Raw genomic sequence first — 26,102 nt, forward strand, 5'->3', positions numbered from 1 at the left:
TTGTGAGTGACTTGTGGCTATTAGCGATTATTTTGTTAGGGCTTGTGGCTGGCTTAATTAGTGGCCGTATCAATCCAGCGGTATTGTTTTTATTTGCATTTTTGCTCTGTTATTTGCTTGGCATGGTTGCGCTCGATACCGCATTAACAAGCTTTACCAATATTGGCTTAGTCACGCTGGTCCTGTTGGTGTTGGCCGCGACGGCGTTAGAAAAAACGTCCCTGCTGGGAAAGTTGAGTCAAGTCATAGGTAATAATTCTTTGCCTATGACAATGGCAAAGCTCGGTTTTTCGACGGCTTTGCTGTCGTCATTTACCAATAACACTGCGGTCGTGGCATCACTGATTGGTGTTGTGCGCCGCAATCAGGCTCACGCGCCGGCTAAGTTATTATTGCCGTTAAATTATGCGGCAATTTTAGGTGGCACACTGACCCTGATTGGTACCTCGACTAACTTGATTGTGAACTCCTTTGTAGAAAACGCCGGCTTACCCGCCTTAGGGTTCTTCGAGTTTACGCCAGTTGCAGTGGTGATCGTTGTCGCGGGTATATTGTTACTGACCTTACTGGCGAACATTCTGCCCGACAGACGGGAAGAATCAGGTGAAGAAGCGCTGCCATATTTGCTCGAAGCCCATGTGGCAAAAGGCTCGTCCTTAGTGGGTCGCAGTGTGGTGGATAACAAACTTAGGGCGCTGAAGAAGTTATATCTGGTTGAATTAGAACGCAGCGGCATTTGTATTTGTCCTGTTCCGCCCCAGTTAGTGCTGCAAGCGGACGACGTGCTGCGTTTTAGTGGCGCGGTGGAATCGGTTGAGCTATTACATCAATTCGATGGTTTAGATTGGTTTGGTAAGCATCAAGCTAAGGGACAAAATTTAGTTGAAGCTGTACTCGCGCCATCATCCCGTTTAGTCGGCAGTTCGTTGAAAGCATCGCGTTTTCGTGAGCAATTCGATGCGGCCGTGATGGCAATCCGCCGCGGCAATCATCCGCTGAAGGGCGGACTCGGTGACATTATTCTGCAACCCGGTGATGTGTTGTTATTGACGCCAGGTGATGGTTTTAGCAATAGCGCAAAGCTGAGTTCAGAGTTTGCAGCGATCAGTGGCTTAGATTTGAATGTGCGTCTAGACAGTCGTCGTGGTCGTTGGGTATTGCTGGGCTTTGCGGCAACGATCATCCTGAGTGTCACTGGCATATTACCCTTGGCTAAGGGCTTAGTGATATTGCTGCTCAGTTATTTTGCCATAGGCGCAGTCACACTGGCTGAGCTTAAACGCCGTTTCCCATTGGAATTAGTGGTGATCGTGGGGAGTGCATTAGGGCTTGCCAACTTGATGATGAGTACAGGCCTTGCGAACAGTTTAGCCCAAGGATTACTCTCAGTTATTAACGGTTATGGGGTATTTGGCGCTTTTGTCGGCGTGTATTTAATGACTTTATTGCTGACTGAACTGGTGACCAATAACGCAGCGGCGGCGTTGGCGTTCCCTATCGCTTACGCGATTGCACTTAATTACGGTGTCGATGCAAGGCCCTTTATTATGGCCGTTGTCTTTGGTGCCAGTGCGAGCTTTATTTCACCCTACGGCTATCAGACCAATTTGATGGTATTTAATGCGGGTAATTATCGCTTCAGTGACTTCGTCCGCCTAGGATTGCCGTTATCTGTGCTGTATTCCCTGATAGTGATATTTATGGTGCCGATCATCTTTCCTTTTTAGTGATTAGCTTGAGTTTATTGCCCTTATGTTAGCCGTTTAACAGCATGGGGATTGAGGAGTTTTTATGACAAATATCGTGTGGCATCAACATCCTGTAGATCAAGTCGCCAGAGCCGAGCAGAAAGGCCAAAATCCCGTATTACTCTGGTTTACCGGACTGTCTGGCGCGGGCAAGTCGACACTGGCGGGTGCATTAGAGCGGGCGTTATTTGAGGCGGGATTCCACACTTATTTGCTTGATGGTGATAATGTGCGCCATGGCCTGTGTAAAGACTTAGGGTTTACGGTTGAAGACCGTGACGAGAACCTGCGCCGTGTCGGCGAAGTGGCCAAATTGATGGTGGATGCTGGGCTTGTGGTGTTATCGGCCTTTATTTCCCCGACCCGTGAAGAACGTGATGGTATTCGTGCCCGTTTTCCTGCGGGGCAGTTTATTGAAGTGCATGTAGCTACGCCTTTGAGTGTGTGCGAGCAGCGTGACCCTAAGGGGTTATATGTGAAAGCGCGCAGTGGCGAAATTAGCAATTTCACTGGTATTTCATCACCTTATGAAGCGCCATTAGCCGCCGAATTAACCATAGATACCAGCAAAGGCGATTTAGTGACTCAAGTGCGTGCATTAATCGATTATTTAACGGCGATCAATGTCATTAATGCCGATAAGGCAAAAGCGCTAGCTTAACATTTAGCCCTTATCTTGCTTAAAAGGAGCCTTTAAGCTCCTTTGTTATTTCTGGGTTTTACTGCTTATACCATTGACTCATAATCTATTTTTATGGCGTGATCATTATTCTATTTTAAAGTCTTTAGCAAACAAGAGCTGTAGAGCCTTCAAGTATTCTTGATCTGGCTTAGGCTGTACTAGTTGGGCGAGTTCATCGCCAATCGGTGTTAAGCGATAATAGCTAAAAAGCAGATTACCGCTCTTGGGCGTAAGCTTCATTTGTATGCCTTGCAGGGCAAATTGAATCGGTGTTTTGTTATTAAGTAGGCCGGTTTCGAACTCACTGCTGTGAAGTATTCCCGCATCGACTAAGGTCAAAATACTGGAATAAGGTAGCCCAAACTGGGATAAGCCTAAATTGACTGAGGTGGTTTTACGGAAATACTGGCCAATCCCACCTGACAAGCGGTAGCCACTGATGAGTTTTAGGCGCTGCTCGTTATTTACCTTAGCCGCCATGCCAAGGGCTTTTTCAAGAATTTGTGCTTCCCTGTGAGTCAGTTGCTTGAGCAGCGCTAGGGTACGTAGACTGAAGTTTCCCGGATTCACTATTTCGCTCGATAATATCCGAGCCCACAAATCTTGCATCTTACGGTTATGGATTTGTTCCGCCATCAAGAAAAATTGATGGCTCCAATCGGGATCAAGATCGACCCCAGTGACATCTGAGTGGGTATAACTGAGGGCTAAGGCAAAAATGGTTTCCACATTGGCCTGATATTCGCTCGATAACTTGCGTGCTCTATGTTGAGCTCGCTCGGCTATTGAGGCGTTCGCAGGGCGATATTCTTGCTCACTGGCGAGCCCTAATTGGCGACCAAGTAGCAGGGCTTTTTTGCGAGCGGATACCTCGGATGCTGACTCGCCTTCTTCTGCCAACAGTAAAATATCTGAATCCTTCATCGCGTTATTAATCCTTGAGCCTGCACTGTGGTTGAGGTGAGGGTTTAGTGAACTCTTACATTCGGTTGTAGCTTACTTTAGATGATCATCTCTTTAGTTTGAGCATCTCGTTAAGCCAATTCTTTGGTTCGTTATTATGCCGTTTTATTTAACGACTTTAGCGATTGATTTCGCACTTTTAGTTGGCCAAGACCATAAGGTTTCATTACCCGGTTCAGGATGGCGCGGAACATTCAGCGCTAGTATTAACGAACATACTGCAAAGCCCGCCCCTATGTAAAATACAAAGGCGGGATCGGTTAACCATAATAAGCCCAAAAGCACAGGAATAATCACAGCCGCTATGTGGTTTATGGTGAAACTGACTGACATAGTGGCGGCAATATCTTTGCTGTCGGCGATTTTTTGAAAATAGGTTTTCATCGCAATTGCCATCGCAAAAAGTAAATGATCGATAACGTAGAGTGCTGCCGCCATATTGGCTTGTTCGACTAGGGCATAGCTGATAAAGACTAAGATGAGTCCGATATATTCCACAGTAAGCGCATTACGCTCACCAATACGTCCAATCAAACGACCAATAGCAGGCGCAAAAAGTAGATTAACGGCATAGTTGATTAAGAACAGCGCAGTGATTTCACTGACGCTATAACCAAACTTTTCAACCATCATAAAGCCCGCAAATACCATAAAGATTTGCCGCCTTGCACCTGAAAAAAAGGTGAGTAGGTAATAGAGCCAATAGCGTTTACGCAGTATGATTTTTTTGTGTTGTATTTCCGTTGTCTCAAACTTGGGGTAATACCATGTTATGGTTAGCACAATGATGAGACCTAATACGCCTATAATCAAATACATATGCAGGTAGTCTAGCTTCAACCAAGTTATTACTAGCCAAATGCTGGCATAACCGACTAAAGCGGCCGCCGAACGCCACGCCAGTGCTTTACCCATAAAACCCGCCGCGTCTTTTTTATCGACCCATTGCAGCGTTAGCGATTGGTTGATGGTTTCAAAATAGTGAAATCCGACAGACATCAACACAGTCGTTAGATATAGGCCTATGACCTGAGGAAAGAAACCTGTTACCGCTACGCCGATACATAAAATGGCGAGCGAGAGCAGGGCGAAGGCTTGTTCTCGAATGAGCAGCAGCACAAAAATCGCCGTAAAAGCCAAGAAGCCGGGGATTTCGCGCAGGCTTTGTAACATGCCGATTTCAGCACCAGTGAATTGGGCTTTCTCAATCACGAAGTTGTTGAGCAATGCCTGCCAAACGGCAAACACGAGCGACATAACAAAGGTCATCCACAGCAAGAGTGCTTTAGGATCTTTTGCTTGAATAGCTTTCATGGATAAGGGACTCAGGCGATAAGTGTTCAAATGCTAATGCTTTTTTCTTAGGTTGGCTATATAAGGTGTGACTTATCCCTTTCAATTTTGTAACAATGTTTAGGCGAATTAACTCCTTAGGTTACAAAGACGCTAAAGCGAGAATATACCTAAGGCGTTATTTTTGTGAGGCAGTTAAAACTACCGCATATACTTGGGGTGTTTGGCGCTAAGCCCGTGATCTATTTCATGTAAATTGGCGGGTAAATCACCTAGTATGAAATATCTTAATTGTCATTTTACTTTTGCATACCAAGTTAAATTCCACTGGAATGCCAATGACTCTGAGTGTCCATTGCTACTTTTAGCGCATTTAGTCTGAGCGTTGTGATGTCATTTGATATGCCAAACGGGCATAGAGAGTCGAAATTAAGTCGCCTGCACCGTCTTTTCTAGGCCGCTTATTGTTATTTTGCTTGGGATTAATCGAGGCTAAATTGAAAAGAATTCTTATCATTTACTCTAGTGTTCACGGCCAGACCCAAAAGATTGCTAAAAAGCTCGCACAGCAGTTAATGGCTTTGGGTAATGAAGTGGTTACTGCCGATATCCAGGCCGCTCCAGTGCTCACAGAGTTCGACAAAATCATCATAGGTGCCAGTATTCGCCATGGTAAACATAACCCAAGTTTGTACGAGTTTATTGAAAAGCATCAAGCCGTATTGACGGATAAGGTCAGTGGTTTTTTCTCTGTCAGCTTAGTGGCACGTAAACCCGAGAAAAACACCCCAGAGACCAATCCTTACATGCAGGCATTTTTAAGTAAAACCACTTGGCGGCCACAATTGCTGCGCGTTTTTGGGGGTAACTTGAATTACCAAGGCTATAACGCTTTAGATAGAAATATTATCCGTTTCATCATGTGGTTAACGAAAGGACCTACGGACCCTGTTACTAATGTTGAATATACGGATTGGCAGAAAGTGACTGAGTTTGGTGAGCAGATCCACAGCGCTTAAGCTTGATATCAAATTTCGGTGCTTCATTTAGCCCTATTCTATTCGCGCCCTGAAAGCGGTATGTATGCCTTAGTCACAAGGGCAAAGGAGCATTAAATATGATCAGTATGATGACTAAACTTCGCTCCTTATCCCGAGTCATTATGGCGCAACTGCATGTGTGGATTGTCGTGTCGACTATTTTACTCGTGTGTTCCAGTCCGTGGATTTTTATGGGCCGACGGATACCCGATAACGCCAGTTTTTGGGATTATTTGCATGTATATTTAGGTTTAGCGTGCACTGTGCTTGGGATTCTTTTTTTACTCAGCAATACCTTGCGTGGCAAGTGGCACCAATACTTTGGCTGGTTGGCGGGCGATTGGGCACAGTTAAAGCAAGATATTGTTGGACTTGCTAAAGGCAAATTCCCCGTCGCTGGTGGTAAAGGGCTGTTTAGTGCCATAGAAGGTATTGGCATGCTGTTGCTGGTGGCTACAGGGGTTACGGGCCTAGTTTGGTTTGTTGTTCAAGGGACGCCAACAGCACTGGCATGGCGTGGTTATCATCAAGTCTTTGCGCAGGCTTTTATTGGTTTCTTGATCCTACATCTCGTCTTGGCAGCGAGCCATATTCTTGATTTTATTCGGCAATAAACTTCATAACCCATATTGAGCGCTTATATCGATAGCTTGGATTGAACACGCATAAAAATGGCCTCCTAATTTGGAGGCCATTTTTTATTTCAACGATTGTTTTAAATTAGCTAAGACGTTGCTGACGGGTCACACCAATTGCGGCGGCGAAGACTAGAAATAACCAGCCTAGACTGCCACCCGATGAGGTTTTAGCGGGGGCGGCATCTTTCTCAACAGCAAGGTAGTTAATTAACCCAATTAACTCATCTAAGGTTTTGATGCTGTTTAAATTTACCGCATATTTATCGTTCACGATAAAGGCGGGTACGCTGTCGATTTTGAATTCATTCTGCTGGGTGCGCCACAGGGAAAGCTTTTCATTAGTGCTTTTGCTATCGGCTAATTCATCGTATTTAGCAGCATCGACACCAAATTGGGCGAAGACTTTTTTGATGTCATCACGGCTGTTAATTTGCGGCTCATGCTGATGGCCAGGTGCACTGTGATCGTGGCCGTTTGCGCCCTCAGCACCTTGGATTGCGGTAAACATGGCATGGGTTAAGGCGTCTTTGTTATCAACGCTTTGGATCACGGCTAATGAACGCATCACTTCGGTGCCAATGTCGCTATTCATAAAGTCGACATGCTTATTGTCGAAACTTATCTGTTTGTTGAGGTTTGCCTTGATATCAGGCAAATAGTTGGTTTCCATATTGAAGCAGTTATGGCAATAAAATGAATAGAATTCAGTGAGTTTTGGTTCGCTGCTAGGCGCTTTGGTCGAGATTTGAGTGTAATGTGTGCCTTCAACAAAATTGGCGGCAAAGGTGCTCAATGGTGCAATCGCTAAGGTTACAGCCAAGGCTAATTGTTTAATCATAGTTTCCTCAAATTCGGTGGGATTGAATTCACAATGTCAGTCGTTGTTATCGTTGGTATTCAACGGTCAACATAAGAGATAGAGTGAGCTTCAACCTAGGATTTAAGCTAGCCAAAATGGCAGCGTTGACACATAGGTTCAGGTTAAATGGAAAGGCTTAATTATGACTGAATTGGCATGAAGCTAGTAGGCTAAATCTGTGATCTCAATGGAAGTTTTACCTTAGATTTGGCAGGACTGTAGACAGGATCGCATCGCTAAGTCGGTGCATGTTGATTAAAGCCCCGTTCTGCATCACCACTGGCTAAATTCTTACGCAATATCCCTAAGCGACTGCCAAGCTTCGCACACCTCGCGAAAACGCGCCGCATCGCCATCGGGTCTGTCTGGGTGCCATTTGAGCGCTAAACGACGCCATTGCTTGCGGATATCACGGGCGGTAGCACTCTCGTCTAATTCGAAAACTCGCAGCGCGTTACCTTTGTTCATCAGATTGATATTTAAGCCTATATAGCTCTTATAATTGCTCCAGAATGCTTCAAGTAATTCTCGTACTACGTTTTCGCTGGTGTCGTAGTTATTCCAATCGAGGTAATACTCACGCAGGGAAGTATCTTGCATTATCAGCAGGTTAACGTTTGATGGTACTAAGCGGAAGATTTGAATTTCCATGGCTTTGACTTGTAGCCATTGCTTGGGCAGTAATATTTCTTGCAGCTCAAACAGGGCGTTCATCAGTAGGAAGTTACGTTTGAATAAATCGTTACCCGGATTTTCATCAAGCTGGTGGATCAGCCCTTGGGTTTGTAATTCAGTGGCTAAGTGATGGATTTTCCAACTTTGATTTGAGGCTTGTAAAACCGTAAGCAACGGCCAAATCAGTGGGTTATCGCCCTTAGTGTTTGCAACTCGAATCGATTGAGGTTCTTCAGTGAGTGAGGGTTTGGCAAATAACATACTGACTGTCCCATCCTAAATTGTGAGTGTTACCAATGCGCCGATAAAACCGCTGGGCTGCAACAAAGATGACTCGAAAGGCGACGATAAATGATCATTCACTAAGTTGAGCCGCAAACTATGCCACAGAGCCAAAGTGTAGGCAAAGATGAATTTTAGAGCAATACCGTGATGGTTTACTCCTACTTTAGATGGTTTCTCGGCGTAAATAAGCCGTTAACAGCAGTTAGGTTTTAGGGGTAGGTAGTTAAGAGAGGGCTAGTTTTAGACATGATGCCCTTGTTTATATCACATAAAATCAAGGGCATGATTATTTTCACATAGAGTGAAGGACTAGATCTCGGTGAAGATCACTTCTTGATCTAAGCGAGACTTAGGCAATTTAGCGTTGAAATCATTTTCTGAGTGATAACCCAAGGCTACAACCACGCAGGCACCTAGACCTTGCTCTCTTAAGCCTAGGACTTGATTCATTTTAGTGGCATCAAAACCTTCGATCGGACACGCATCAATATCTAATACACTTGCACCGAGCATTAAAGTGCCAAGTGCTAAGTAGACTTGTTTTTCCATCCAATGCTGGGCATCTTTCAGCTCAAATTTATGCATATTCGCGAAGAAAGAACGGCCATTATGTTGGCCTTGCTTGGCTTCTTCATTAGCAAAACGGCCATCCTTCGCTTCTTGCTCGAGTACTTGCAGTAAGTGTGCTTCATCTAATTGAGCACGAGCACAGAGTACGAGTACATGGGAAGCATCGAGAATTTTTTGGGTATTAAACGCATAGTTTTCGGTCGCTTGGGCAACTAACGCTTTACCTTCCGCCGTACTTGCTAACACAAAATGCCAAGGCTGTGAGTTAGTCGATGATGGGCTGTACTGCAATAAGGTTTTGATTTCTGCTATTTTATCCGCAGGAATAGTCTTAGTTGGATCAAAGGCCTTAGTGGTGTAGCGCTTTTTGGCGAAGAAACTTAAATCACTCATGTAACGGCTCCAAATCATTAAGGAATACAAATTCAATGGCAGCATTTTAAGCAGGTTTAAGTAAAAAACAATGTGATCAAGGCAGGTATTAGTTTCAAAAAAAATTTGAAACTGGGTGTTTATGCGCACTAGACAAAGCTTATGTGTGATGGAGTAGATGGCATGAAGTTTCAGACAATCCCAATTATGCGGATCTTTGATGAAGATAAAGCCAAAGAGTTTTACCTTGGCTTTCTGGGTATGGAATTAGATTGGGAACATCGCTTTGAGGATGGCTACCCGATTTATATACAAGTTTCACTTGGCAATTTTGTTTTGCACTTGAGTGAACATTCAGGCGACTGTAGTCCTGGCTGTAAGGTTTTTGTGAATGTGAGTGAACTTGATCAATTATTTGCTCATGTGACTTCTAAGCCATATAAATACAACAAAACTAGTATTGAAGATGCGCCTTGGGGCGATCGTTGCTTTACTGTAACAGATCCGTTTTCAAACAGGATTTTGTTTAATGAAGCAGCAGACACATAACAGAGTGAGGCATTCGAGGCCTGCGGCATTTACAAGTTTACGCGCATGGGCACTGTGTTATGCTTTCAGGAGAAAAAATGAGTTCAGTTGAATTGTGGAAAAGCTTTGTTGACGAGTTTGCTCAGTTACATGATGGAGTATTTGAAAAATGGGTCTTGCAAGAAGGGAGCTATCCAAACAGGCAGGAAAATTCAGAAATAAATGAGTTCTTAAAGTCACTAACTGTCCAGCAAAGAGAGATTCTCGTCAAGATGCTTATTAATGCTAGACGTGGTGGTATTCATGATGCCTTAGTACGACTTAATGACAGAATGGACTGCGAAAATGGTCAGTATTACGAAAACGGCATTGAGATGGAATTTCAGCCCTTTGGTTCCACCCTTTACTATGACTATGTTTGTCGCCGAGAAGGGGATAATTGGGAGCAAGAATAGGTATTATCGGAATATCTCGCTTCTAGCGAACACCTTGCATCGCTGAATGATTTCAGTTACTTAACAAAGTCATCGCTGGTTGAAGGCAAACCAAAAGTGCATTATGTTGTTGGTTTAAAATGGATGGCTTGATTTATTATTCGCTAACGCGGATCCGCTTATCCCCAACGTTATGTGTAAGGGAATCTTAATGATCGAAAGACCCAAAGTAATAAACCTCACAGAAGCCAGAACGATTCGCAAAGTCCATTGCGGAGAGTGTAACTGGGAGCAGGAAATAGCTGCTATCACTGAGGCTGAGATAAAATGTTGCCCTTGGTGCGGCTGGAGCGATCTGGAAATAAGTACTTTAAAAGCAGAAGGTGGCTTCCAAGAAATAGAATGTCAAAAGCACGGTAGAGTTACGGTTCTACTACCTAGCTCCAATATTGATCCACTAGACTTCATGAACAACTTATTTTGTCCATTCTGTGAGTAACACATAACAATGCAAACCAGCCTGATGGCTTTTTCGTTCCTTGTTTTGCTACGCTATCGCAAAATAATCCACTACAAAGCAGCGGCTGTTTGCGGCTTATGCGTGAAGAGAGATCGGATATATAAATGGAAAAAGCATTAATAGATATTAGGTATTACGCTAGCGACTCCCTATATGAGACAGGTAAGAGTCTACCTTCGAGTTGTTCTAGCTTTTTCAAATTTCCTAAGCTGCTTCATTACTGGGGTACTCGTATAGCCACAATACTTGGTGCAAATGGATTATCCCTCGGAGAATTCGATCACCTATATGTAAACTACACAAATGCTATTCCAGAAGGCACGATGGTTTTTTCCGATAGAACACCAGAAAAGTGGCTTAGGTATATAGACTGCGGTGTAAATTTTGAGAAATTAAAATCATTAAATGAGTCCGAACTTGAACAATTTGTAATTCGCAGTACCTTTGAGTGTCTTGAGCACCTTTGTAAGTTGAGCATAGAAAAAACCGAAAAAATCAAGCTTGCTTCAAACGAGGTGGAAAGATTTGGTTCTGCGGTCGAGCTTCCAGTTAAGGCAAAACATACTAAGTCATATTCGGTTCTGGTTTCATATAAATTGCGCCCAAATGGCGAAGCATCTCATGGGCTTGTAAAATACATTAACCACAAAACAGGTGCTACTTTCACTAAAAGGTTTGTTGATCTTAAGGGGCCATCGGATATATTTCCTCTGGTCGGTACAATTTCAGTAAAAGATGGAAAAGTCCTGATCACGCCGAGGGCATCATTTAAAGCTAGCCTTTACACAAATTCATATCAGATTCCAATGGAGATTGATTTAAGTGAAGCGGCAAGCGTATAACAAGGCGCTGCTAGGGACAAATCTGCGCTGCGCTTCGGTTTGTCCTAGAGCGCGGCGTTAATCCATAGAAAATTTAATCCGAAAATCATAGATTAGAGCAAGAATTCTAACCCATTTATGTCTACTAGCTTTTTACGTATATATAGCAAAACTGGTAGTTTAAATTGGCATTGGGGCACCAGTGACCGTTGGCGACATGGATGTCGCCGTCGAGCCTATAAGGACATATTCATGGCGTGTCGCTGGAGACACAATGACAATAAACTCCCTGAACAGATAAACGGCTATTTAGCTTTTGTTCAATACCTATTAATTCAAAGGCATAATTTTTATGGTGTTGTGAAAGATGATTGTATCCTGACTTGTCTAATTTAGTCTTTGTCATAAACGTTGAATGTTGGGATCCTAATTTGAATCCTTCGCTCACTGCACGTACTTATAAAGGTCATGACAGTGAGCATGAGGGACAGGACTTAAGCCGCTTAAGCTAGCGTAATACTTTGCTTAAAAATGCTTGGGTACGGGCTTCTTTCGGGTGGCTAAATAGTTCATCGGGAGGGCTTGATTCGACTACATAACCGCCGTCCATAAAGATCACTCGATCGGATACATCGCGCGCAAAGCCCATTTCGTGGGTGACAATGACCATGGTCATGCCCTTTAGCGCTAAATCTTTCATCACGTCTAATACATCCCCGACCATTTCGGGATCGAGTGCCGATGTTGGCTCATCGAACAGCATCAAGTCTGGTTCCATGGCCAATGCGCGGGCAATGGCGACCCTTTGCTTCTGGCCGCCCGATAAACTGGCGGGGTAGGCATTGGCTTTGTCACTTAAACCAACCTGTGCCAGTAGGTCGAGGGCTTTGGTCTCGGCTTGAGCTGGCGTCATCAGTTTTAGACTAATAGGCGCTAAGGTGATGTTTTGGATGACGGTTTTATGGGGGAACAAGTTAAAGTTTTGAAACACCATGCCCACTTTTTGCCGCAGTTTATCTACGCAGGCGTTTGGCGCTGTGATCAATTGACCTTCAATCTCGATATCGCCTTGGCTTGGCTGCTCTAACAGATTGATACAGCGCAAAAAGGTACTCTTGCCACTGCCGCTTGGGCCGATCACACTCACCACTTCGCCCTGACGAATATGCTCGCTAATGCCCTTGAGCACTTGGTTATCGCCAAAGTTTTTATGCAGGTTGGTTATTTTAATCACTTTGTTTCAACCTCTTTTCAAATTTCGACAGCACAAACGTGAAGCTGTAGGTCAGGAATAGGTAGATGAGGGCGCAGGTAAATAAGGGCACACTGTCCTCGAAGGTACGGCTACGGATGATTTCACCGGCGCGCATAAGGTCAACACCACCGATAAAGCCAATGACGGCGGTTTCCTTGAGGAGCACGATAAATTCATTACCAAGTGCGGGCAGAATATTCTTGACTGCTTGGGGCAAAATAATCGATTTCATGGTCATTGCTTGGGACAAGCCAAGTGAACGGGCCGCTTCGGTTTGACCTTTATCAACGGCTTGAATCCCTGCGCGGATTATCTCAGAAATATACGCGCCGCTATTGAGACCAAAAGCGATAATGGCGGCAGTGATTTTATCGACATCTAAGGCAGAAAGCACGATGAAGTAAAGGATCACTAATTGCACAACTACTGGGGTGCCACGGATCACACCGACATAAAGATTGGCGGGGAAGCGGATATACCACTTAGACGACATCTTCATAAAGGTAGTGCCAATGCCTAACACTGCGCCTAATAACATGGCGAAGAAAGTGACGATTAACGTCACTTTCAAACCATTTAATATCAGCAGTATGCCTATCATGCCATCTTCGCCAATCGGGCTAAACAGCGAGGTATTAATTGCGTCTATCATGCTGATATCACTTTATATGGGCAGAAACGAGCGTCTGATATTGGCCGTCAGCTTTCATATTAGCCAGTGTTTTATTGATGCTCGCCAGCAGTTCAGGCTGCTCTTTTGACACGGCGAAACCATAAAACTCAGCAGGAAAATCCAGTTTAATCATCTTTAATTCAGGATTTTTAGCCAGATAGTTAGCGGCAGGTTCGCTGTCGAATAACACTAAATCCACCTTGGCATTTTTAAGCTCCATAATGGCTTCGAAACCCGTATTAAAGGCGGTGATATTTTGGGTGTATTTCTTTGACATGATGTCAGCGGTTGTGCCTAACTGCACCGCAAAGTGTTTGCCTTTAATATCTTCAAGCGTATGAATACTATTGTTATCTTTATTAACCAGTACCACTTGGGTCGCTTCGTAGTAAGGCTCAGAGAAGTTTACGTTGGCTTGACGTTCAGCGGTTATCGTCATACCTGAGGCGATAAAATCAATCTTGCCTGAGTTGAGTGCGACGATCAGTGAATCGAATTTCATGTTTTCGACTTTCAGTGTCTTGCCCGCATCTTTAGCGATTTGCTTGGCCAGATCGATATCAAAGCCTTTGATTTCATCGCCACTTTGGCCGCCAACATATTCAAAAGGAGGGAAGGCGGCATTGGTGCCAACGACTAACACGTCATCGCTTTTTCCGCATCCAGCTAACAACAAGGTGGCAGTTAAGGTCAGGCCGCCTAATAACATGGATTTTTTCATTTAAGACTCTCTTGTTCGATTTCACTATCAGTGTGGCGACTATAGGCAGATGAGCATTAAGTGTCAATAATTATGCTTTTAATTTGATTAAAAATTCATTTCTATTTTGCGGTTTTCAGTCGCAAGATTGAGGCCCGCTGCTTTCCTGTACAAATTTGTGTGTAAGTTGTTTTTTCTGGGTTGAATTATTGTGCCTTGGTCTGTAACTATTGTTACTGTTAGGTTTTTGGCTATCTATACTTCTGTGGTGTTTATTAGCGGCTTCTCAATGAGAGTGTCATAATTTGAACTATCGCCTATTATTCTTTGATTAAATTGGCTAGTTTAGCCGCTCTTTAACGGCAACCTTAGTTGGTGTTATTCCTATTTTATGCAGTTTAATCCTCTGGCTGATTTGATTATCAAGCTAGAAACGATGTTTCAGGAGTCAAAAGTGAACTATCTCAACTCAGCATTAGTGTGCTTAGCCCTGTGCTTATCGAGTGCACTGCAGGCCGAAGAGCAAACTCAGTGGCATTACAGCTTAGGCAGCCATGATTTTGTGGTCGAGGATTCTCACACCTTAGGGGTGAATGCGAGTCTATTGTTAGAACATAAAACCCAAAGCGATATTTTGCTGACGGCGGCGCTGGATGCCTATTTAGACGTAGATGTCGATAAACTGGATCCTGACCATATCCCTGTGTGGTTTAAGTCTGCCTATGCCGCGAGCGGTGAACTTTATCGTGTTAATCCCGCGTTTTCATTCGGTTGGCAGTTCGATTTACAGGGAAAGCGTAATACCGTTAGCTCGGTTGAGAAACAAGCTAAGGTATTTCCTGGGCTGACAGCTAACTTTGACGGACAACAATTACAGGCCCAGTTCAAGGCGGGTGCGGGTTATTACTATCTCGAAATCGATGATGATGTGCCTAGAACTCGAGGTTACGATCGTGGCGATTTTGGGAATGGTACGTTTGCTTATACCTTTATGGGAAGTGTAGGGGCTAATGTGACGCCTAAGCTACATATGCAAGTGGCCGCACAAACCTGGCAAGACGAGGATAAATGGTTAGAGAATCAATATCGCTTTGAGCTGAGTTACCAAACCGATTTTTGGCGGCCTGACAGCCTGCTCGTGCTGAGCGCCGAACACACGCAATACAATTTAGACCACTATGCCAAAGTCGATGTTAACTCGGCTGAGTATTTGCCTATTCTGCCATGGGATAGCGATACGCTAGTGCGTTTAAGCTTAGTGGTTCCTTGGTAAGAATAGGGTTATTTATGGGTTAAGTGCTTCTCGACTAAGGCGATCATGGCTTGAGCCGCGAAGGATAAGACTTGGTCTTTGCGCCAAAAGAGCGATAGCTCCCAGCGCAGCTCGTCACTCGCCAGTGGGATATTTACGACGCCGGGCACGCTGTAGCGCCGCGCGATGGAGCGCGGCAATACCATAACCCCTGTGCCCGCGGCGACTAAGGCAATCCCGAAATCGGCTTGGCTAACGCGGGTGATGTTTTTAGGGACAAATCCTGCCTGTCGGCAGGCATTGAGCACTAATTGATAGAGAGTGTATTCGGTTTCGAACATCACCTGAGGGTCGGCACTGAGATCGCTAAATGATAATATCTGTCGGGTGGATAACGGATTTTCCTTAGGCAGTACCACTACCATAGGATCGCTAAACACGCGTATGCCGTCATAACCCTCATCAAAATCAATAATCCCAGTGGCCAGTTCAATTTCGCCCTTTTGGATTGCCGCGGTTTGCTCTACACCGCCACGGACGAGTAAGTGCATCTCTATCTGCGGATATTGCTGGCGATATTTGGCAATAATAGGAGCAAAAATCTCGGCACTGCCTAGAGGAGCCAATCCGAGGTTGAGTTCGCCCGCGGTTAAGCTGCGTTGGGCCGTGAGTTCAGCGAGCATGCGTTGTCGGCCAGCGAGTAACTCTTTGCCATGTCGATAAACAACTTCGCCCGCGGGCGTGAGTTTGACTTGGGTGCCGCGTTTACCGCGTTCGAGTAAGATGAGGTCTAGCTCCTCTTCCAATTGGCGTACGGCCTTTGATAGTGCTGGTTGGGTGAGATGGACTTTTTCGCTGGCTTTACCGAAGCCTCCAGCATCGACGATTTCGATAAAATAGCGGATAACTTTGAGGTCCATTAAGGTTCACCTTTAAATGTATTCTTAAAATTCATGCATTACATTCTTAATATTCATTTTTTTTATCAAATAGGCAAGCCTAGAATAGCCCTATAGAAAACTTTGTTCTAACCGAGAAAATCATGTCATTCCCACAAGCCGCAATACGTCAGTGTCGACATTGGGCTTTGTTATTAAGCCAAATCGGTCTCTTCTGTTTACTGTCCTTCGCATGTCACTGGTTCGCCACTTGGGCACATTCTCCTATTCCAGGGAGTGTGATTGGCTTAGGCATACTCTTATTTTTATTAGGTTTTAAACTCATTCCTGAAAATGCAGTACAACTGGGTGCCGCTTGGTTGATTGGTGAGTTATTGCTGTTTTTCATCCCGCCAGTGATATCCGTTATTAAGTACGAAGGTTTGTTTGAGCAATACGGCACCAATATATTGTTCACTTTAGTGATGGGCAGTGTGTGTGTGATGTTTGGTACAGGCTTTGTGGTCGATAGAGTGTTTCGTTTTGAGCGCCAACTGAACATCAAAAAGCAAGCCCGTCGCCACGCTAAGGCGGCTTAATGATGACTGACTCAAAAGTGGTGGATTTTGTGTTGTCGCAGACGGGATTAGCCTTATTCAGCTTATTGCTGACCATATTCTGTTACTTCGGCGCCAAGCGTCTCTATAAGTACCATAGAGTCTGGTGGTTAGCGCCCATAGTGTTAGCGCCAATAGTGATTACCTTATTGGTGTTTAATCTTAAGATCCCGCTGCCAACCTATTTTGAGTACACCCATTGGTTGATGGCCATGTTAGCGCCAGCGACTATCGCCTTTGCTTTGCCGATTTATCGTGAGCGTAACTTGATCCGCCAGTATCCGCTGACGATAGGGTTAGGTGTAACGGCCGGATTGTTTCTGGGGATGATGTCTTCTTGGCTGCTGGTGAAGTTTGTGCCTCTGCCGGTGGAGTTGTCTAAGAGTTTGCTGGTACGTTCGGTGTCGACTCCCTTTGCGATGGAGGCGACTAGTGCCTTTGGCGGCGTGCCTGAGTTGACGGCCATGATGGTGTTAATTACAGGCGTCATTGGCATCTTGGTATGCGATCCCTTATTTAAATTTATGCGTATTCGTACTTCGTTAGGTAAAGGTGTTGCTCTAGGGGCATCTGCCCATGGTGCTGGCGCCGCAAAAGCCAATGAAATCGGCAAGCAAGAGGGCGTTATCGCCAGTTTGACTATGATTTTTATTGGTATCGCTATGGTATTAGGCGCACCCGTTTTTGCATTGATTTTTATCTAGGCTTTGAATGCTATCGTGTGAGTTTTATGGCTTGAATTTACACAACTCAATTTCGGCAAATTTGCCTCTTCGAGCGCTAACTCCTTCTCGGTTATGCGCTTTTTTTTGAGCTTACCTTCATAAAATGTGACATGCTGTACCAAGTTGAAATACATAGTATTAATGGTGATACCTATGTCTAGTAAGTCAGACAAACAACCAAACACGCAATACAGTGTGAGTTTACGCCCGATTATTGAAAGTGATCTTGAAGCTATTTTTGTGCATCAAAGCGATCCCATTGCTAACCAGCTTGCTCAATTTCCTCCTCGGGATCGAGAAGCGTTTTTTAAACATTGGCATCAAAATATTCTCGGACAAGTGAATGTATTACCAAGGGCGATAGTGGTCGATGGCAAGTTTGTGGGCAATATTGGGCATTGGCAAAGTGATGGACAAGCGCTGATAGGGTATTGGATTGACCGTGAATATTGGGGCAAAGGTATCGCGACACAGACCTTAGCGCAATTTTTGCCTTTAGTCAGTTTAAGACCCCTCTTTGCCCATGTGGCTAAACATAATTTAGCTTCACAGCGAGTGCTGCTCAGACACGGTTTTGTGCTGACAGACCAACTGATACAAGAGAGCGAAGATACTGAAGCCTTACTCGAATTTGTCTTACGCTAGCGGATAAGATGCTATAACGCGACATTTTAGGGCGTATGTTAACGCTTTCATTCGCCTAAAATGACGTATTTAGATGCTTGAAATCACTGTTGTACAGGGACTTTTGTTAAAAGTGCAAAAAGTCGCCCATTATTTTCATTTCAAATTATTATACTGAAAAAAATCTCTTTCTAAGATTTTGTCTCTACTACAATTGAAAGGTCTAGAGCTAGATGCTTTATTGCTCTGGATTGGTGACAGGTTAAGCTGGTTTTATATAAAAAAATTGAGAAGAAAGTGCTGATCTTACTGATAAAAGTCTAATTGCATTCTATTTCTTTCACTGTAGAACTCCTATACTTAGCCAAAACCTGTGCCATAGCACAATCGATCCCTTATCTATTCAGTGAAATCTATATGAAGATCCGTTTTCTGCTCAGTAGTTTTATTCTTGCGTGCAGCAGTCTCACCGTTGCCACGACAGCGCATTCAGCCGATTCGGCCTCTGTCGCATATAAAAGCACCAAAACTCAATCGACAGCAAAAACGAAGCAAGCACCATTAAAGCAAGAAATTGCAGGACGTAGTGCGATAGTCGTGGACTTAAAAACCAATGAAGTGCTTTATTCCAATAATCCTAATGCAGTAATGTCAATTGCATCTGTCACTAAGTTGATGACAGCTATGGTGGTGCTGGATGCAAAGTTACCTATGGAGCAAAAGCTTGCGGTAAACATCCGTGATACCAAAGAAATGAAAGGTGTTTATTCTCGAGTTCGTATCGGCAGTGAAATCAGCCGTAAAGAAATGTTATTGCTGACCTTAATGTCATCAGAAAACCGTGCAGCTGCAAGTCTTGCACATCATTATCCCGGTGGTCATAAAGCTTTTATTAAGGCGATGAATGCCAAAGCAAAAGCGCTGGGAATGAAAAATACCCGCTATGTTGAACCTACAGGTTTATCCTATAAAAACGTTTCGAGTGCCAGTGATCTGATTGTATTACTTAAGGCCAGTGAAAAGTACCCTATGCTAGGCCAGCTGAGTTCGACCGAGAAGAAGACGGTAACCTTTGCCAACCCAAGATACAGTTTAGATTTTCGTAATACCAATCGTTTGGTTTATAAAGATAACTGGGATATTCATCTAACCAAAACAGGCTTTACGAATGCAGCAGGGCATTGCCTTGTGATGCGTACTGAAATGGCAAAACGCCAAGTGGCATTTGTCGTGCTCGATGCTTACGGCAAATATACGCATATTGCGGATGCTAACCGTTTACGTAACTGGTTAGAGACTGGCAAAGTCACTCCTATTCCTGCTGAAGCTAAGCAATACAAGAAACAACGTAGCCAGCAGCAATTAGCTAAGTTGAGTGAGACCTAGTTTCTCGGTTGCAGCTTTATAAAAGTACAAACATAAAGGCCAGATGAGCAATCAATCTGGCCTTTATGTTTTAACGCTTTGAGTTTCTACTCAATTTTGGTAAATTTATGATGGATTTGAGCGTACCATAGTCGTTATTTTATGTTCTCAAGGATGACATTCGTGTGGATGTATTTTTAAAAAAAATTCAACTTATCTATTTTCCCTTCTTATTTCTCAGCCTGTTATTTGTTTCTGGTTACAGTTTTGTCCATTGGCTGTTGTTGGTTAACCTTGAGTTTTTTAGCTTAGATGAAGATATCGTTAATTTGTGGCTGCCGCAGATACTGTCTTGGCTATTATCGATCATTTATATCCGACCTAGGCTAAAACGACTCAAGTTTGTTAAAGATAATTCGCGCTTTTTCTATTTATTGATCGCGGTGCAATTAATGGCTGTTCCTTGCATCGTTGCGCAGGAATATCTCAAGACTACCACGGGCAAGTTAACGCAATTAGCTTCGATACAAGAATTATATCTCCATGAAAATACTCAGTATTATCAGTTGCAGCAATCTTATATTGATAAGACGCAAATTGGTTTGCAGCGAAGCCTAGAGGTTACAGGTAAACATAGTAGTCACTTAAATATGGCGCTGTATATCGCTATGCCGATTTTTGCAGAGCGTGCAGACAGTTGGCATGCTAATGCCCTCGCTTGGTATGGTAAAGTTTATCAGCAGGAGATCAGTAATCGACTTGAACCCAATGAGAAAGAAGCGCAATTCAAAGCGTTTTTGGCTAAATCCCTAAATGAGTTCAATGAGTTGGATCCCCAGAGTTTTGTTTACCTTGAACGATTAGCCCCATCCTCACTTCGTTCAGAGTTGCTCAGCGCCGCACAAAAAAGTCCGCTTTATCAAGCTGAACATCAAACGATTTTTATGCCCAAATTTGAACCATTTGAGGCTCGTAATGGCCATAAGTTAGTGTGGATTTTTATCTGGTTTGTTGTTGGCGCTTTAGTCTGGTTTGTACTCTTACTGCGGGTCAATCTGGATGAGAAAAGCGTAAAGCCGAGACGCAAATAAATCACGCTCGGCCTTGGATTTAATAAAGTTTAGGCATGTTCAAACATTAAGAACAAGTAAACGATAAACAAGACTATATGAGTCGCGCCGTGCAGTGCATTGGTGCGACCGCTGCTAAAGCTTACCTTACAGACCATTAAACTGGTGATTAACAGCACCATGTCGGCGGGTGACAGGCCTAAATGGACTTCTTGATCTATCACGCTGCCAATAATTAATACCGCGGGGACTGTGAGTGCAATCGTCGCGAGCACTGAGCCAAAATACAGATTCATCGCCCGCTGTAATTGATTGTTTAACGCGGCCTTAAAGCCTCCCACAGCTTCGGGGGATAAAATCAAGCAGGCCACAATAAAGCCCCCTAATGCCTGTGGAGCACCTAGGGTTGCTACGCTGTAATTGATGGGCATAGCTAAGGTTTTTGCCAGCAAAATGACCACAAGTAAGTAGCCAATTAATAGAATCGTATGGTAAGCATTACTGCGCAGTATGCCGTGGTGTTCCTCATGGTCTTCATGATCGGCATCGACAAAGAAATGGCTGTGGCTCTTCGTCTGTACCACTAAAAAGACGCCATAGAGCAGTATCGAAATAATGATCAGCATCCAAGACATGGCTTTAGACATGCCGCCAATAGTGCCACCTTCGGTAAAATTGGGCAGTACTAAACAGAGTAGGGCGAGGGGAATAATCGCCACGAGATAGGATTTTACGCCATCTAAATTGAAATGCTGGGTATGGTAACGCCAGCCGCCAAGTAATAATGTAAAGCCCACTAAGCCATTGATGATCAACATGACTACGGCGAACATAGTGTCGCGCGCCATGACAGGGTTAGGTTCTCCGGTCAGCATCACGGAGGAGATCATCACCACTTCGAGTGAAATGACCGATAAAGTTAAGATTAAGGTGCCATAGGGATCGCCAAGCTTAATCGCTAGTGCATCTGAGTGGCGTACCACAGAGAAAATGGCCCAAGTCACTACACCCAATAGGGCGAGTGAAACGGGAATATAGGTCGAGAGGGCGGTGCCATCGGCGAGTAAGCTATCGCCACCGGTTTTAAAGAATACTAAGGTCAGTATTCCCAGTAGCAGGGCTAACTCGTCTTTCATAAATGTCTTCATAGGCAATTTGTCCTAAACGAAAAAAAAGGCCGTTAGTATAGACACTGGTTATGGCACACTTTGCATGAAACTTCCTTTAGATTTGGAGTTAAGGATAAATGTTTGAACTAGATCGCTTTTTAATCTAAAACCCCATTTTTAAGCTAGTCATGGTGTTCTGTTTTAATCAGCTTGCCGAGTTGATCATAATGATTCCAATCCCCTGATTCTCGATCGCTGAGATAACTGCCTTCAGTGCGTTTTTCACCATTAGGCCAAAAACTTTGCCATAGGCCTTCCTTGCGATCCCTAAGATAAGTGCCTTGTTCGGCTAACTTGCCATTGTTGTGGTAATAGCTGGCATCGCCTTCTTTTTGGCCTTTCACCCAGGTTTCAACGAGTTCTGGCTTACCGTTCTGGTGATATTGCTTAACTTGACCATCAAGCGACCCTTTAGCATAAATTGCCTCTAATTTGAGTTGGCCGTTGCTGTAGTATTCTTTCGTTTTCCCATGGTTTTGACCGTCTAAAAACTCAGTACTGGCCGCTTGCATTCCATCCTCAAACCAGCTTTCCCACAGTCCAGTTTGATTACCTTTATCCATAGCCCCGCTAAGTTTTAGCTGGCCATTGTTGGGATAGTACTCGGCATACGGGCCTGTTTTGTCATTTTTATCATAGGTTTCTGAGCGGTAAACCACTTGCTTAAAGCTGTAAAACTCTCGAATTCCATGGCGCTTGTTTTCTTGCCAATGGCTTTTTTGCTGGATATTCCCTTCGGGAATTGTGCCATAGGTAGGGTCTTTCTCTTCGTAGCGATAATCCGTCCACAGACCGGTTTTTTGGTCGTCCAGATACTCCCCTGTCACACGGCGGCGTCCGTGGTAATACTCTGCATAGTTACCATTAAGTTTGCCATTGGCGAAGGTTTGCTCCCGTTGTTTCAGGCCTTCGCTGTACTGTATCCATAGGCCTTCTTTATTGCCGTTTTGATATGTGCCTTCTTCATTGGGATCACCATTGGCATACCAGCGGGCGAAATGGCCATCAAGAGGGTAACGACTGGCATTGTCTTTTTTATCCCGTGCGTAGTGAGATACTTCCCGAGGTTTACCATTATCGTAAAATGACTCATATTTTCCGACCCATTGGCCATCGATACGTTCGCCGCGCTCACTCACTGTGCCGTCGTCAAAATAGGTTTCTGATTTCCCTGTTGGTTTACCTTCAACGTATTGATCTAGCGTCCGCAGCTTGCCATTGTTGTGGTAACGGCGTGATTCACCGTGATGCTGCCCTTGTCGCCATTGCTCGGAGGATTGCAGCTTGCCAGCGTGATAGCGCTCAAATTGGCCATCCTTAATTCCCATGTCGTAGTGGCTTTTTTCGAGCAGATGACCTTCGGCATCATAACGCTCCGATGGTCCATGAAGCGGGTATTGGCCATTGTCAGCCTGCTTTGAGTCTTGGTAGTTACGTAATTCTTTAAGTTGGCCGTTGTTGTGGAAATACTTTTGCGTACCGGCGAGTTGATCCTGTTTATAGTTGAGAGCACTGGTGAGCATGCCCTCGGCATTAAAATATTGCTGTGGCCCGTCTAATGCACCATTAACATACTGTTCTTCAACTTGTAATTTACCTGCATCATTAAATTGCTGGCATTTCCCTTGGCGTTGCCCAGCGCTATATTGACAGCGGCTGGCGAGTTCACCATTGGGGTAAAATGTCCGTTCTTCACCCTCGAGCAGATTGAGATTAAACTGGCTGCTGCTCGATTTAGTCCCGTCATCGAAAAAGGTTTCCCATGCTCCTTGGCGACGGCCTTCGGCATCGAAGCGGCCCGTCACTGTGGCTTGTCCATTGGGATTTTGTTCTAAATAAGAACCTGAGAGTTGGTTGTTCGCATAGCTCTGGCTTTGGGACAAGGTGCCGTTTTCATAGAAACTTTCCCATTTCCCGTGGCGCAGATTATCGAGGTAGCTTTCTTGGGCTTGCAGTTTGCCACTGGCATAGAAACGTTTTACTTGCTCCTTTTTACCGTCTTTATAGCGCGTCGTTTGGCTGAGATGGCCGCTGCTGTTGTATTCCTTCCATTCGCCCGTGGGCACGCCTTTGGCTAATTGCTGTTCCTCAGTAACGGTGCCGCTCAAATCGAACATATGCCAAGTGCCATCTTGATAACCCTGCTGATAGTTTCCTTCGACTAGCTTGCTGTTATTGGTATGAAATACTTGCCATTTACCATTAGGGATCCCCTCGGAAAACTGCCCTAAGGTATAACCTTGGTTATCGCGCACTATGGCGATATCGCCATTTAAGGGCATGCCAGTGGCGAGATTGTAATAGCTGGGAATTCCGTCCTGTTGGCGAATTTCGACCATCATGGAGGAGAGATTTTGCGCTGCTTGTACATGGACACTGGTTAAGCTGGCTCCCGCAATCGCGAGGCTGATAAAGCGAAATGGCGTATTGAACATGCTGATTCCTTGCTCTGTTCTGGGTCTTAAGGCCGCGCGGTTTGCAGCCTATACAAGAATCCTAATTTTTTGCTGTTAAGTTTATTTATCGGGCTGTGCACTTATATAGAGTGCACAGCGCCAAGGGTTAAGTTAATCGATTAAGCGAATATGCTTAGGCTAAAAAATAGGGAAAACATGGTCCGAGGTAATCACCGGCGGCGGTATTTCCCGATTTAAAAACTCGCCATGATGGAAGCTATTGATCACTTCTATCCAGCCATTATCCCTAAATTCGTATTGTTTACCATGAAGCCTGCCCTGCTCGTCATAATTCGCTATTTCAAGCACATAGTCTTCGGTATTACGCAGTTCCCAGTGGCCGACTTGTTTACCTTGGTCGAAGCGTCCGTACCAATAGTGTCTCTCAGGATTTGGCATTGGGTTGAAACCGAACTCACCATGGGTGTACACCCAGTCGCCATCCTGTTGCCCATTGCGGTATTCGCCCTTTTCATACAATTGGCCGTCAGTGGCGTAGCGTTGTACTAATCCTTCGGGTTTGCCATGGTTAAAGTTTATTAATTCAAGCAATTGCCCAGAACTTGTCTCATTACGGAACTCACCATCGAGCTCGCCTTGGGTATCATAGCTAAAGGTGAGGGTGGCATCTTCTTGTTGTTTCTTCCAAGCGCCAACGGGCTTGTCATTGGCATATTGGCCGCGCTCGGCCACCCACTGCTCCCCTGTCTCATGGTTAATTTTCAGCATCTCGTAGGGGCCTTCGCGCTTACCTTCTTTAAAATACTCGCGGGTAATCACTTTTACGCTTTGGGTACGATTCAGGGTTTGCAGATATAAACCTGTCAATTGGTTATCGATATGCTCGCTGCGGCTAATTAACTCACCTTGCTCAAATATTTCGTTGAGGACCCATTTTTTAAGCTTGTCCTCCTCTGTGTTAGAGGTAAGTTGACCGTCATTAAAGCGTTGATGCTTACGGTAAACCCAGTTGTTGTTTTGGTGTTTTTCTTCGATTGAACTGAGCATTTCGCCCTTTTCATTGTATTTAACCGATAAGGTCACATTCCATGGCGCTTCTATGATTTCCTTTTGCGCTATCTGGCCATTTTCATAGTAATCTAGCTGTTCACCGACTTTATAGTCATTGTGATAGCGGTAGTGGCGCTTAATCTTGCCATCGTCAAAATATTCGAAGTAATCCCCGTGTTTCTTACCTTTGACATAAGCTTGGGTCGAGATGATTTTACCAAACGCCCAGTTTGTTTCGTTGCCATGTGTGAGCCCGTCCACCATTGGTGTTTCGAGGTGCAAGTTGCCATTATCATAGTACTGGGTAACACAAGTGCCGCTATTACAGACCTTGCCCCTAAGCTTGCCCTCGCGATCAAAAAGCTCGCTTATACCGACCTCTTTACCATCTTTATAGGTCGTTTTGTAACGGATCTTCCCACCTTCCCAGTAACCCGTTTCGAGGCCTTGTTTCACACCATTTTCATAGTGGGATTCAACATACAATTGGCCGGTGGCAATGTATTTTTTAAGTAAACCATGAAGTTGGCCTTGCCCATTGCGAAAGCCTTGTTCATAGGGTTTGCCATCCTCAAAGTAACATTGATAAGCACCGCGGAATTGTTCACTGGTGAGGGTTTTGCCAATTTTGTTATCGGCGAGGGCACTGGCGCAGAAAAGCATATCGTTATTTTTGTAATAAACCTCAGCCTTATAATTGCCGTCGATAACTTCGGTCGATTGTTTTAGATAGTATTGAGCCTGTTTTTCATCTTTGACAACCTTCCAATGGGCATCGAGTAACACCTTTTGTGCATTGGCATTCGCATTGGCACTGAGAGTGATACAGATAAGTACCAGTGCTCCAAGGAGCCGTTTTACTGTAAATAGACGCATAAC

The 26,102-nt window shown here is 44.4% G+C and carries 25 protein-coding genes; 13 read left to right on the forward strand and 12 right to left on the reverse strand.

The annotated features are described in order from the left end of the window. The first annotated feature begins 2 nt into the window (after positions 1–2). Together RA178_RS04515 and cysC are read left to right on the forward strand one after the other, a co-directional pair. On the forward strand, positions 3–1,727 hold the full coding sequence (locus tag RA178_RS04515) for an SLC13 family permease (protein ID WP_306684719.1): 1,725 nt from the start codon (positions 3–5) through the stop codon (positions 1,725–1,727). A 64-nt stretch (positions 1,728–1,791) separates the two neighbouring features. Next, positions 1,792–2,409, forward strand: coding sequence for an adenylyl-sulfate kinase (cysC, locus tag RA178_RS04520; protein WP_306684720.1), 618 nt, complete (start codon positions 1,792–1,794; stop codon positions 2,407–2,409). A 105-nt stretch (positions 2,410–2,514) separates the two neighbouring features. Here cysC and RA178_RS04525 read toward each other — a convergent pair whose 3' ends face one another. Both RA178_RS04525 and RA178_RS04530 read right to left on the reverse strand, forming a co-directional pair. Continuing rightward, positions 2,515–3,354, reverse strand: coding sequence for a TIGR03899 family protein (locus RA178_RS04525; protein ID WP_028761753.1), 840 nt, complete (start codon positions 3,352–3,354; stop codon positions 2,515–2,517). A gap of 144 nt (positions 3,355–3,498) precedes the next feature. After that, positions 3,499–4,707 (reverse strand): MFS transporter, encoded by a 1,209-nt coding sequence (locus RA178_RS04530; protein ID WP_306684721.1) that lies wholly within the window; start codon positions 4,705–4,707, stop codon positions 3,499–3,501. Positions 4,708–5,183: 476 nt separating this feature from the next. On the opposite strand from RA178_RS04530, the gene hemG reads away from it, so the two are divergent. Both hemG and RA178_RS04540 read left to right on the forward strand, forming a co-directional pair. Next, positions 5,184–5,705, forward strand: coding sequence for a menaquinone-dependent protoporphyrinogen IX dehydrogenase (gene hemG, locus RA178_RS04535; RefSeq protein WP_306684722.1), 522 nt, complete (start codon positions 5,184–5,186; stop codon positions 5,703–5,705). A 107-nt stretch (positions 5,706–5,812) separates the two neighbouring features. Then, a complete protein-coding gene (locus RA178_RS04540; protein WP_105253061.1) occupies positions 5,813–6,340 on the forward strand; it encodes a cytochrome b/b6 domain-containing protein in 528 nt (175 codons plus the stop codon). A gap of 106 nt (positions 6,341–6,446) precedes the next feature. Here RA178_RS04540 and RA178_RS04545 read toward each other — a convergent pair whose 3' ends face one another. From RA178_RS04545 to nfsB, 3 genes are all read right to left on the reverse strand, one after another. Continuing rightward, complete coding sequence (locus tag RA178_RS04545; RefSeq protein WP_105251591.1) at positions 6,447–7,202, reverse strand: DsbA family protein; 756 nt, start codon at positions 7,200–7,202, stop codon at positions 6,447–6,449. A gap of 312 nt (positions 7,203–7,514) precedes the next feature. Then, on the reverse strand, positions 7,515–8,159 hold the full coding sequence (locus RA178_RS04550) for a DNA-J related domain-containing protein (protein ID WP_006082872.1): 645 nt from the start codon (positions 8,157–8,159) through the stop codon (positions 7,515–7,517). Positions 8,160–8,492: 333 nt separating this feature from the next. Beyond that, positions 8,493–9,146, reverse strand: a complete 654-nt coding sequence (nfsB, locus tag RA178_RS04555; protein ID WP_219233801.1) for an oxygen-insensitive NAD(P)H nitroreductase — start codon at positions 9,144–9,146, stop codon at positions 8,493–8,495. Between the two features lie 162 nt (positions 9,147–9,308). Here nfsB and RA178_RS04560 point away from each other — a divergent pair, with 162 nt between their 5' ends. The 3 genes from RA178_RS04560 to RA178_RS04570 all read left to right on the forward strand — a co-directional run bounded on the left by RA178_RS04560 (position 9,309) and on the right by RA178_RS04570 (position 11,449). Beyond that, on the forward strand, positions 9,309–9,674 hold the full coding sequence (locus RA178_RS04560) for a glyoxalase superfamily protein (RefSeq protein WP_306684725.1): 366 nt from the start codon (positions 9,309–9,311) through the stop codon (positions 9,672–9,674). Between the two features lie 77 nt (positions 9,675–9,751). Continuing rightward, positions 9,752–10,108 carry a DUF6547 family protein gene (locus tag RA178_RS04565; RefSeq protein WP_014611206.1) on the forward strand — a complete coding sequence of 119 codons (357 nt, stop codon included), beginning with the start codon at positions 9,752–9,754 and terminating at the stop codon, positions 10,106–10,108. Positions 10,109–10,711: 603 nt separating this feature from the next. Then, a complete protein-coding gene (locus RA178_RS04570; RefSeq protein WP_306684727.1) occupies positions 10,712–11,449 on the forward strand; it encodes a hypothetical protein in 738 nt (245 codons plus the stop codon). Between the two features lie 487 nt (positions 11,450–11,936). Here the strand turns inward: RA178_RS04570 and RA178_RS04575 are convergent, their stop codons facing one another. The 3 genes from RA178_RS04575 to RA178_RS04585 are packed head-to-tail and all read right to left on the reverse strand — an operon-like array spanning position 11,937 to position 14,077. Further along, positions 11,937–12,662 (reverse strand): amino acid ABC transporter ATP-binding protein, encoded by a 726-nt coding sequence (locus RA178_RS04575; RefSeq protein WP_028761645.1) that lies wholly within the window; start codon positions 12,660–12,662, stop codon positions 11,937–11,939. After that, on the reverse strand, positions 12,655–13,335 hold the full coding sequence (locus RA178_RS04580) for an amino acid ABC transporter permease (RefSeq protein WP_306684730.1): 681 nt from the start codon (positions 13,333–13,335) through the stop codon (positions 12,655–12,657). Before RA178_RS04580 ends, RA178_RS04575 begins: the two co-directional genes overlap by 8 nt. Before the next feature lie 7 nt (positions 13,336–13,342). Then, positions 13,343–14,077 carry a basic amino acid ABC transporter substrate-binding protein gene (locus RA178_RS04585; protein WP_105251595.1) on the reverse strand — a complete coding sequence of 245 codons (735 nt, stop codon included), beginning with the start codon at positions 14,075–14,077 and terminating at the stop codon, positions 13,343–13,345. A 433-nt stretch (positions 14,078–14,510) separates the two neighbouring features. Here RA178_RS04585 and RA178_RS04590 point away from each other — a divergent pair, with 433 nt between their 5' ends. Then, positions 14,511–15,329, forward strand: coding sequence for a hypothetical protein (locus tag RA178_RS04590; protein WP_371134985.1), 819 nt, complete (start codon positions 14,511–14,513; stop codon positions 15,327–15,329). Positions 15,330–15,337: 8 nt separating this feature from the next. Here the strand turns inward: RA178_RS04590 and RA178_RS04595 are convergent, their stop codons facing one another. Continuing rightward, positions 15,338–16,228: a LysR family transcriptional regulator gene (locus tag RA178_RS04595; RefSeq protein WP_219251114.1), complete on the reverse strand. Its 891-nt coding sequence runs from the start codon at positions 16,226–16,228 to the stop codon at positions 15,338–15,340. 122 nt (positions 16,229–16,350) lie between these two features. Between RA178_RS04595 and RA178_RS04600 the strand changes: the two genes are divergently transcribed. The 5 genes from RA178_RS04600 to RA178_RS04620 all read left to right on the forward strand — a co-directional run bounded on the left by RA178_RS04600 (position 16,351) and on the right by RA178_RS04620 (position 20,608). Continuing rightward, positions 16,351–16,785, forward strand: coding sequence for a CidA/LrgA family protein (locus tag RA178_RS04600; RefSeq protein WP_028761649.1), 435 nt, complete (start codon positions 16,351–16,353; stop codon positions 16,783–16,785). Between the two features lie 2 nt (positions 16,786–16,787). Continuing rightward, positions 16,788–17,507: an LrgB family protein gene (locus RA178_RS04605; protein ID WP_028761650.1), complete on the forward strand. Its 720-nt coding sequence runs from the start codon at positions 16,788–16,790 to the stop codon at positions 17,505–17,507. A gap of 174 nt (positions 17,508–17,681) precedes the next feature. Next, positions 17,682–18,173 (forward strand): GNAT family N-acetyltransferase, encoded by a 492-nt coding sequence (locus RA178_RS04610; RefSeq protein WP_028761651.1) that lies wholly within the window; start codon positions 17,682–17,684, stop codon positions 18,171–18,173. Positions 18,174–18,569: 396 nt separating this feature from the next. Then, positions 18,570–19,538 (forward strand): D-alanyl-D-alanine endopeptidase, encoded by a 969-nt coding sequence (gene pbpG / locus RA178_RS04615; RefSeq protein WP_105251600.1) that lies wholly within the window; start codon positions 18,570–18,572, stop codon positions 19,536–19,538. A 164-nt stretch (positions 19,539–19,702) separates the two neighbouring features. Beyond that, positions 19,703–20,608 (forward strand): hypothetical protein, encoded by a 906-nt coding sequence (locus RA178_RS04620; protein ID WP_306684736.1) that lies wholly within the window; start codon positions 19,703–19,705, stop codon positions 20,606–20,608. A gap of 29 nt (positions 20,609–20,637) precedes the next feature. Here the strand turns inward: RA178_RS04620 and RA178_RS04625 are convergent, their stop codons facing one another. From RA178_RS04625 to RA178_RS04635, 3 genes are all read right to left on the reverse strand, one after another. After that, positions 20,638–21,735: a calcium:cation antiporter gene (locus RA178_RS04625; RefSeq protein ID WP_025008445.1), complete on the reverse strand. Its 1,098-nt coding sequence runs from the start codon at positions 21,733–21,735 to the stop codon at positions 20,638–20,640. 143 nt (positions 21,736–21,878) lie between these two features. Continuing rightward, on the reverse strand, positions 21,879–24,191 hold the full coding sequence (locus RA178_RS04630) for a toxin-antitoxin system YwqK family antitoxin (protein WP_306684738.1): 2,313 nt from the start codon (positions 24,189–24,191) through the stop codon (positions 21,879–21,881). A gap of 159 nt (positions 24,192–24,350) precedes the next feature. Next, on the reverse strand, positions 24,351–26,099 hold the full coding sequence (locus RA178_RS04635; RefSeq protein WP_306684739.1) for a toxin-antitoxin system YwqK family antitoxin: 1,749 nt from the start codon (positions 26,097–26,099) through the stop codon (positions 24,351–24,353). Positions 26,100–26,102 lie beyond the last annotated feature (3 nt).

The organism is Shewanella oncorhynchi (assembly GCF_030848765.1).
GTDB lineage: Bacteria > Pseudomonadota > Gammaproteobacteria > Enterobacterales > Shewanellaceae > Shewanella > Shewanella oncorhynchi.

What these genes read in the sequence shown, in the direction of transcription:
- cysC (WP_306684720.1), top strand. Translation starts at nt 1,792, where the DNA reads ATGACAAATATCGTGTGGCATCAACATCCTGTAGATCAAGTCGCCAGA.
- RA178_RS04525 (WP_028761753.1), bottom strand. Translation starts at nt 3,354, where the DNA reads ATGAAGGATTCAGATATTTTACTGTTGGCAGAAGAAGGCGAGTCAGCA.
- RA178_RS04530 (WP_306684721.1), bottom strand. Translation starts at nt 4,707, where the DNA reads ATGAAAGCTATTCAAGCAAAAGATCCTAAAGCACTCTTGCTGTGGATG.
- RA178_RS04540 (WP_105253061.1), top strand. Translation starts at nt 5,813, where the DNA reads ATGATGACTAAACTTCGCTCCTTATCCCGAGTCATTATGGCGCAACTG.
- RA178_RS04545 (WP_105251591.1), bottom strand. Translation starts at nt 7,202, where the DNA reads ATGATTAAACAATTAGCCTTGGCTGTAACCTTAGCGATTGCACCATTG.
- RA178_RS04550 (WP_006082872.1), bottom strand. Translation starts at nt 8,159, where the DNA reads ATGTTATTTGCCAAACCCTCACTCACTGAAGAACCTCAATCGATTCGA.
- nfsB (WP_219233801.1), bottom strand. Translation starts at nt 9,146, where the DNA reads ATGAGTGATTTAAGTTTCTTCGCCAAAAAGCGCTACACCACTAAGGCC.
- RA178_RS04560 (WP_306684725.1), top strand. Translation starts at nt 9,309, where the DNA reads ATGAAGTTTCAGACAATCCCAATTATGCGGATCTTTGATGAAGATAAA.
- RA178_RS04565 (WP_014611206.1), top strand. Translation starts at nt 9,752, where the DNA reads ATGAGTTCAGTTGAATTGTGGAAAAGCTTTGTTGACGAGTTTGCTCAG.
- RA178_RS04570 (WP_306684727.1), top strand. Translation starts at nt 10,712, where the DNA reads ATGGAAAAAGCATTAATAGATATTAGGTATTACGCTAGCGACTCCCTA.
- RA178_RS04580 (WP_306684730.1), bottom strand. Translation starts at nt 13,335, where the DNA reads ATGATAGACGCAATTAATACCTCGCTGTTTAGCCCGATTGGCGAAGAT.
- RA178_RS04585 (WP_105251595.1), bottom strand. Translation starts at nt 14,077, where the DNA reads ATGAAAAAATCCATGTTATTAGGCGGCCTGACCTTAACTGCCACCTTG.
- RA178_RS04595 (WP_219251114.1), bottom strand. Translation starts at nt 16,228, where the DNA reads ATGGACCTCAAAGTTATCCGCTATTTTATCGAAATCGTCGATGCTGGA.
- RA178_RS04600 (WP_028761649.1), top strand. Translation starts at nt 16,351, where the DNA reads ATGTCATTCCCACAAGCCGCAATACGTCAGTGTCGACATTGGGCTTTG.
- RA178_RS04605 (WP_028761650.1), top strand. Translation starts at nt 16,788, where the DNA reads ATGACTGACTCAAAAGTGGTGGATTTTGTGTTGTCGCAGACGGGATTA.
- RA178_RS04610 (WP_028761651.1), top strand. Translation starts at nt 17,682, where the DNA reads ATGTCTAGTAAGTCAGACAAACAACCAAACACGCAATACAGTGTGAGT.
- pbpG (WP_105251600.1), top strand. Translation starts at nt 18,570, where the DNA reads ATGAAGATCCGTTTTCTGCTCAGTAGTTTTATTCTTGCGTGCAGCAGT.
- RA178_RS04625 (WP_025008445.1), bottom strand. Translation starts at nt 21,735, where the DNA reads ATGAAGACATTTATGAAAGACGAGTTAGCCCTGCTACTGGGAATACTG.
- RA178_RS04630 (WP_306684738.1), bottom strand. Translation starts at nt 24,191, where the DNA reads ATGTTCAATACGCCATTTCGCTTTATCAGCCTCGCGATTGCGGGAGCC.
- RA178_RS04635 (WP_306684739.1), bottom strand. Translation starts at nt 26,099, where the DNA reads ATGCGTCTATTTACAGTAAAACGGCTCCTTGGAGCACTGGTACTTATC.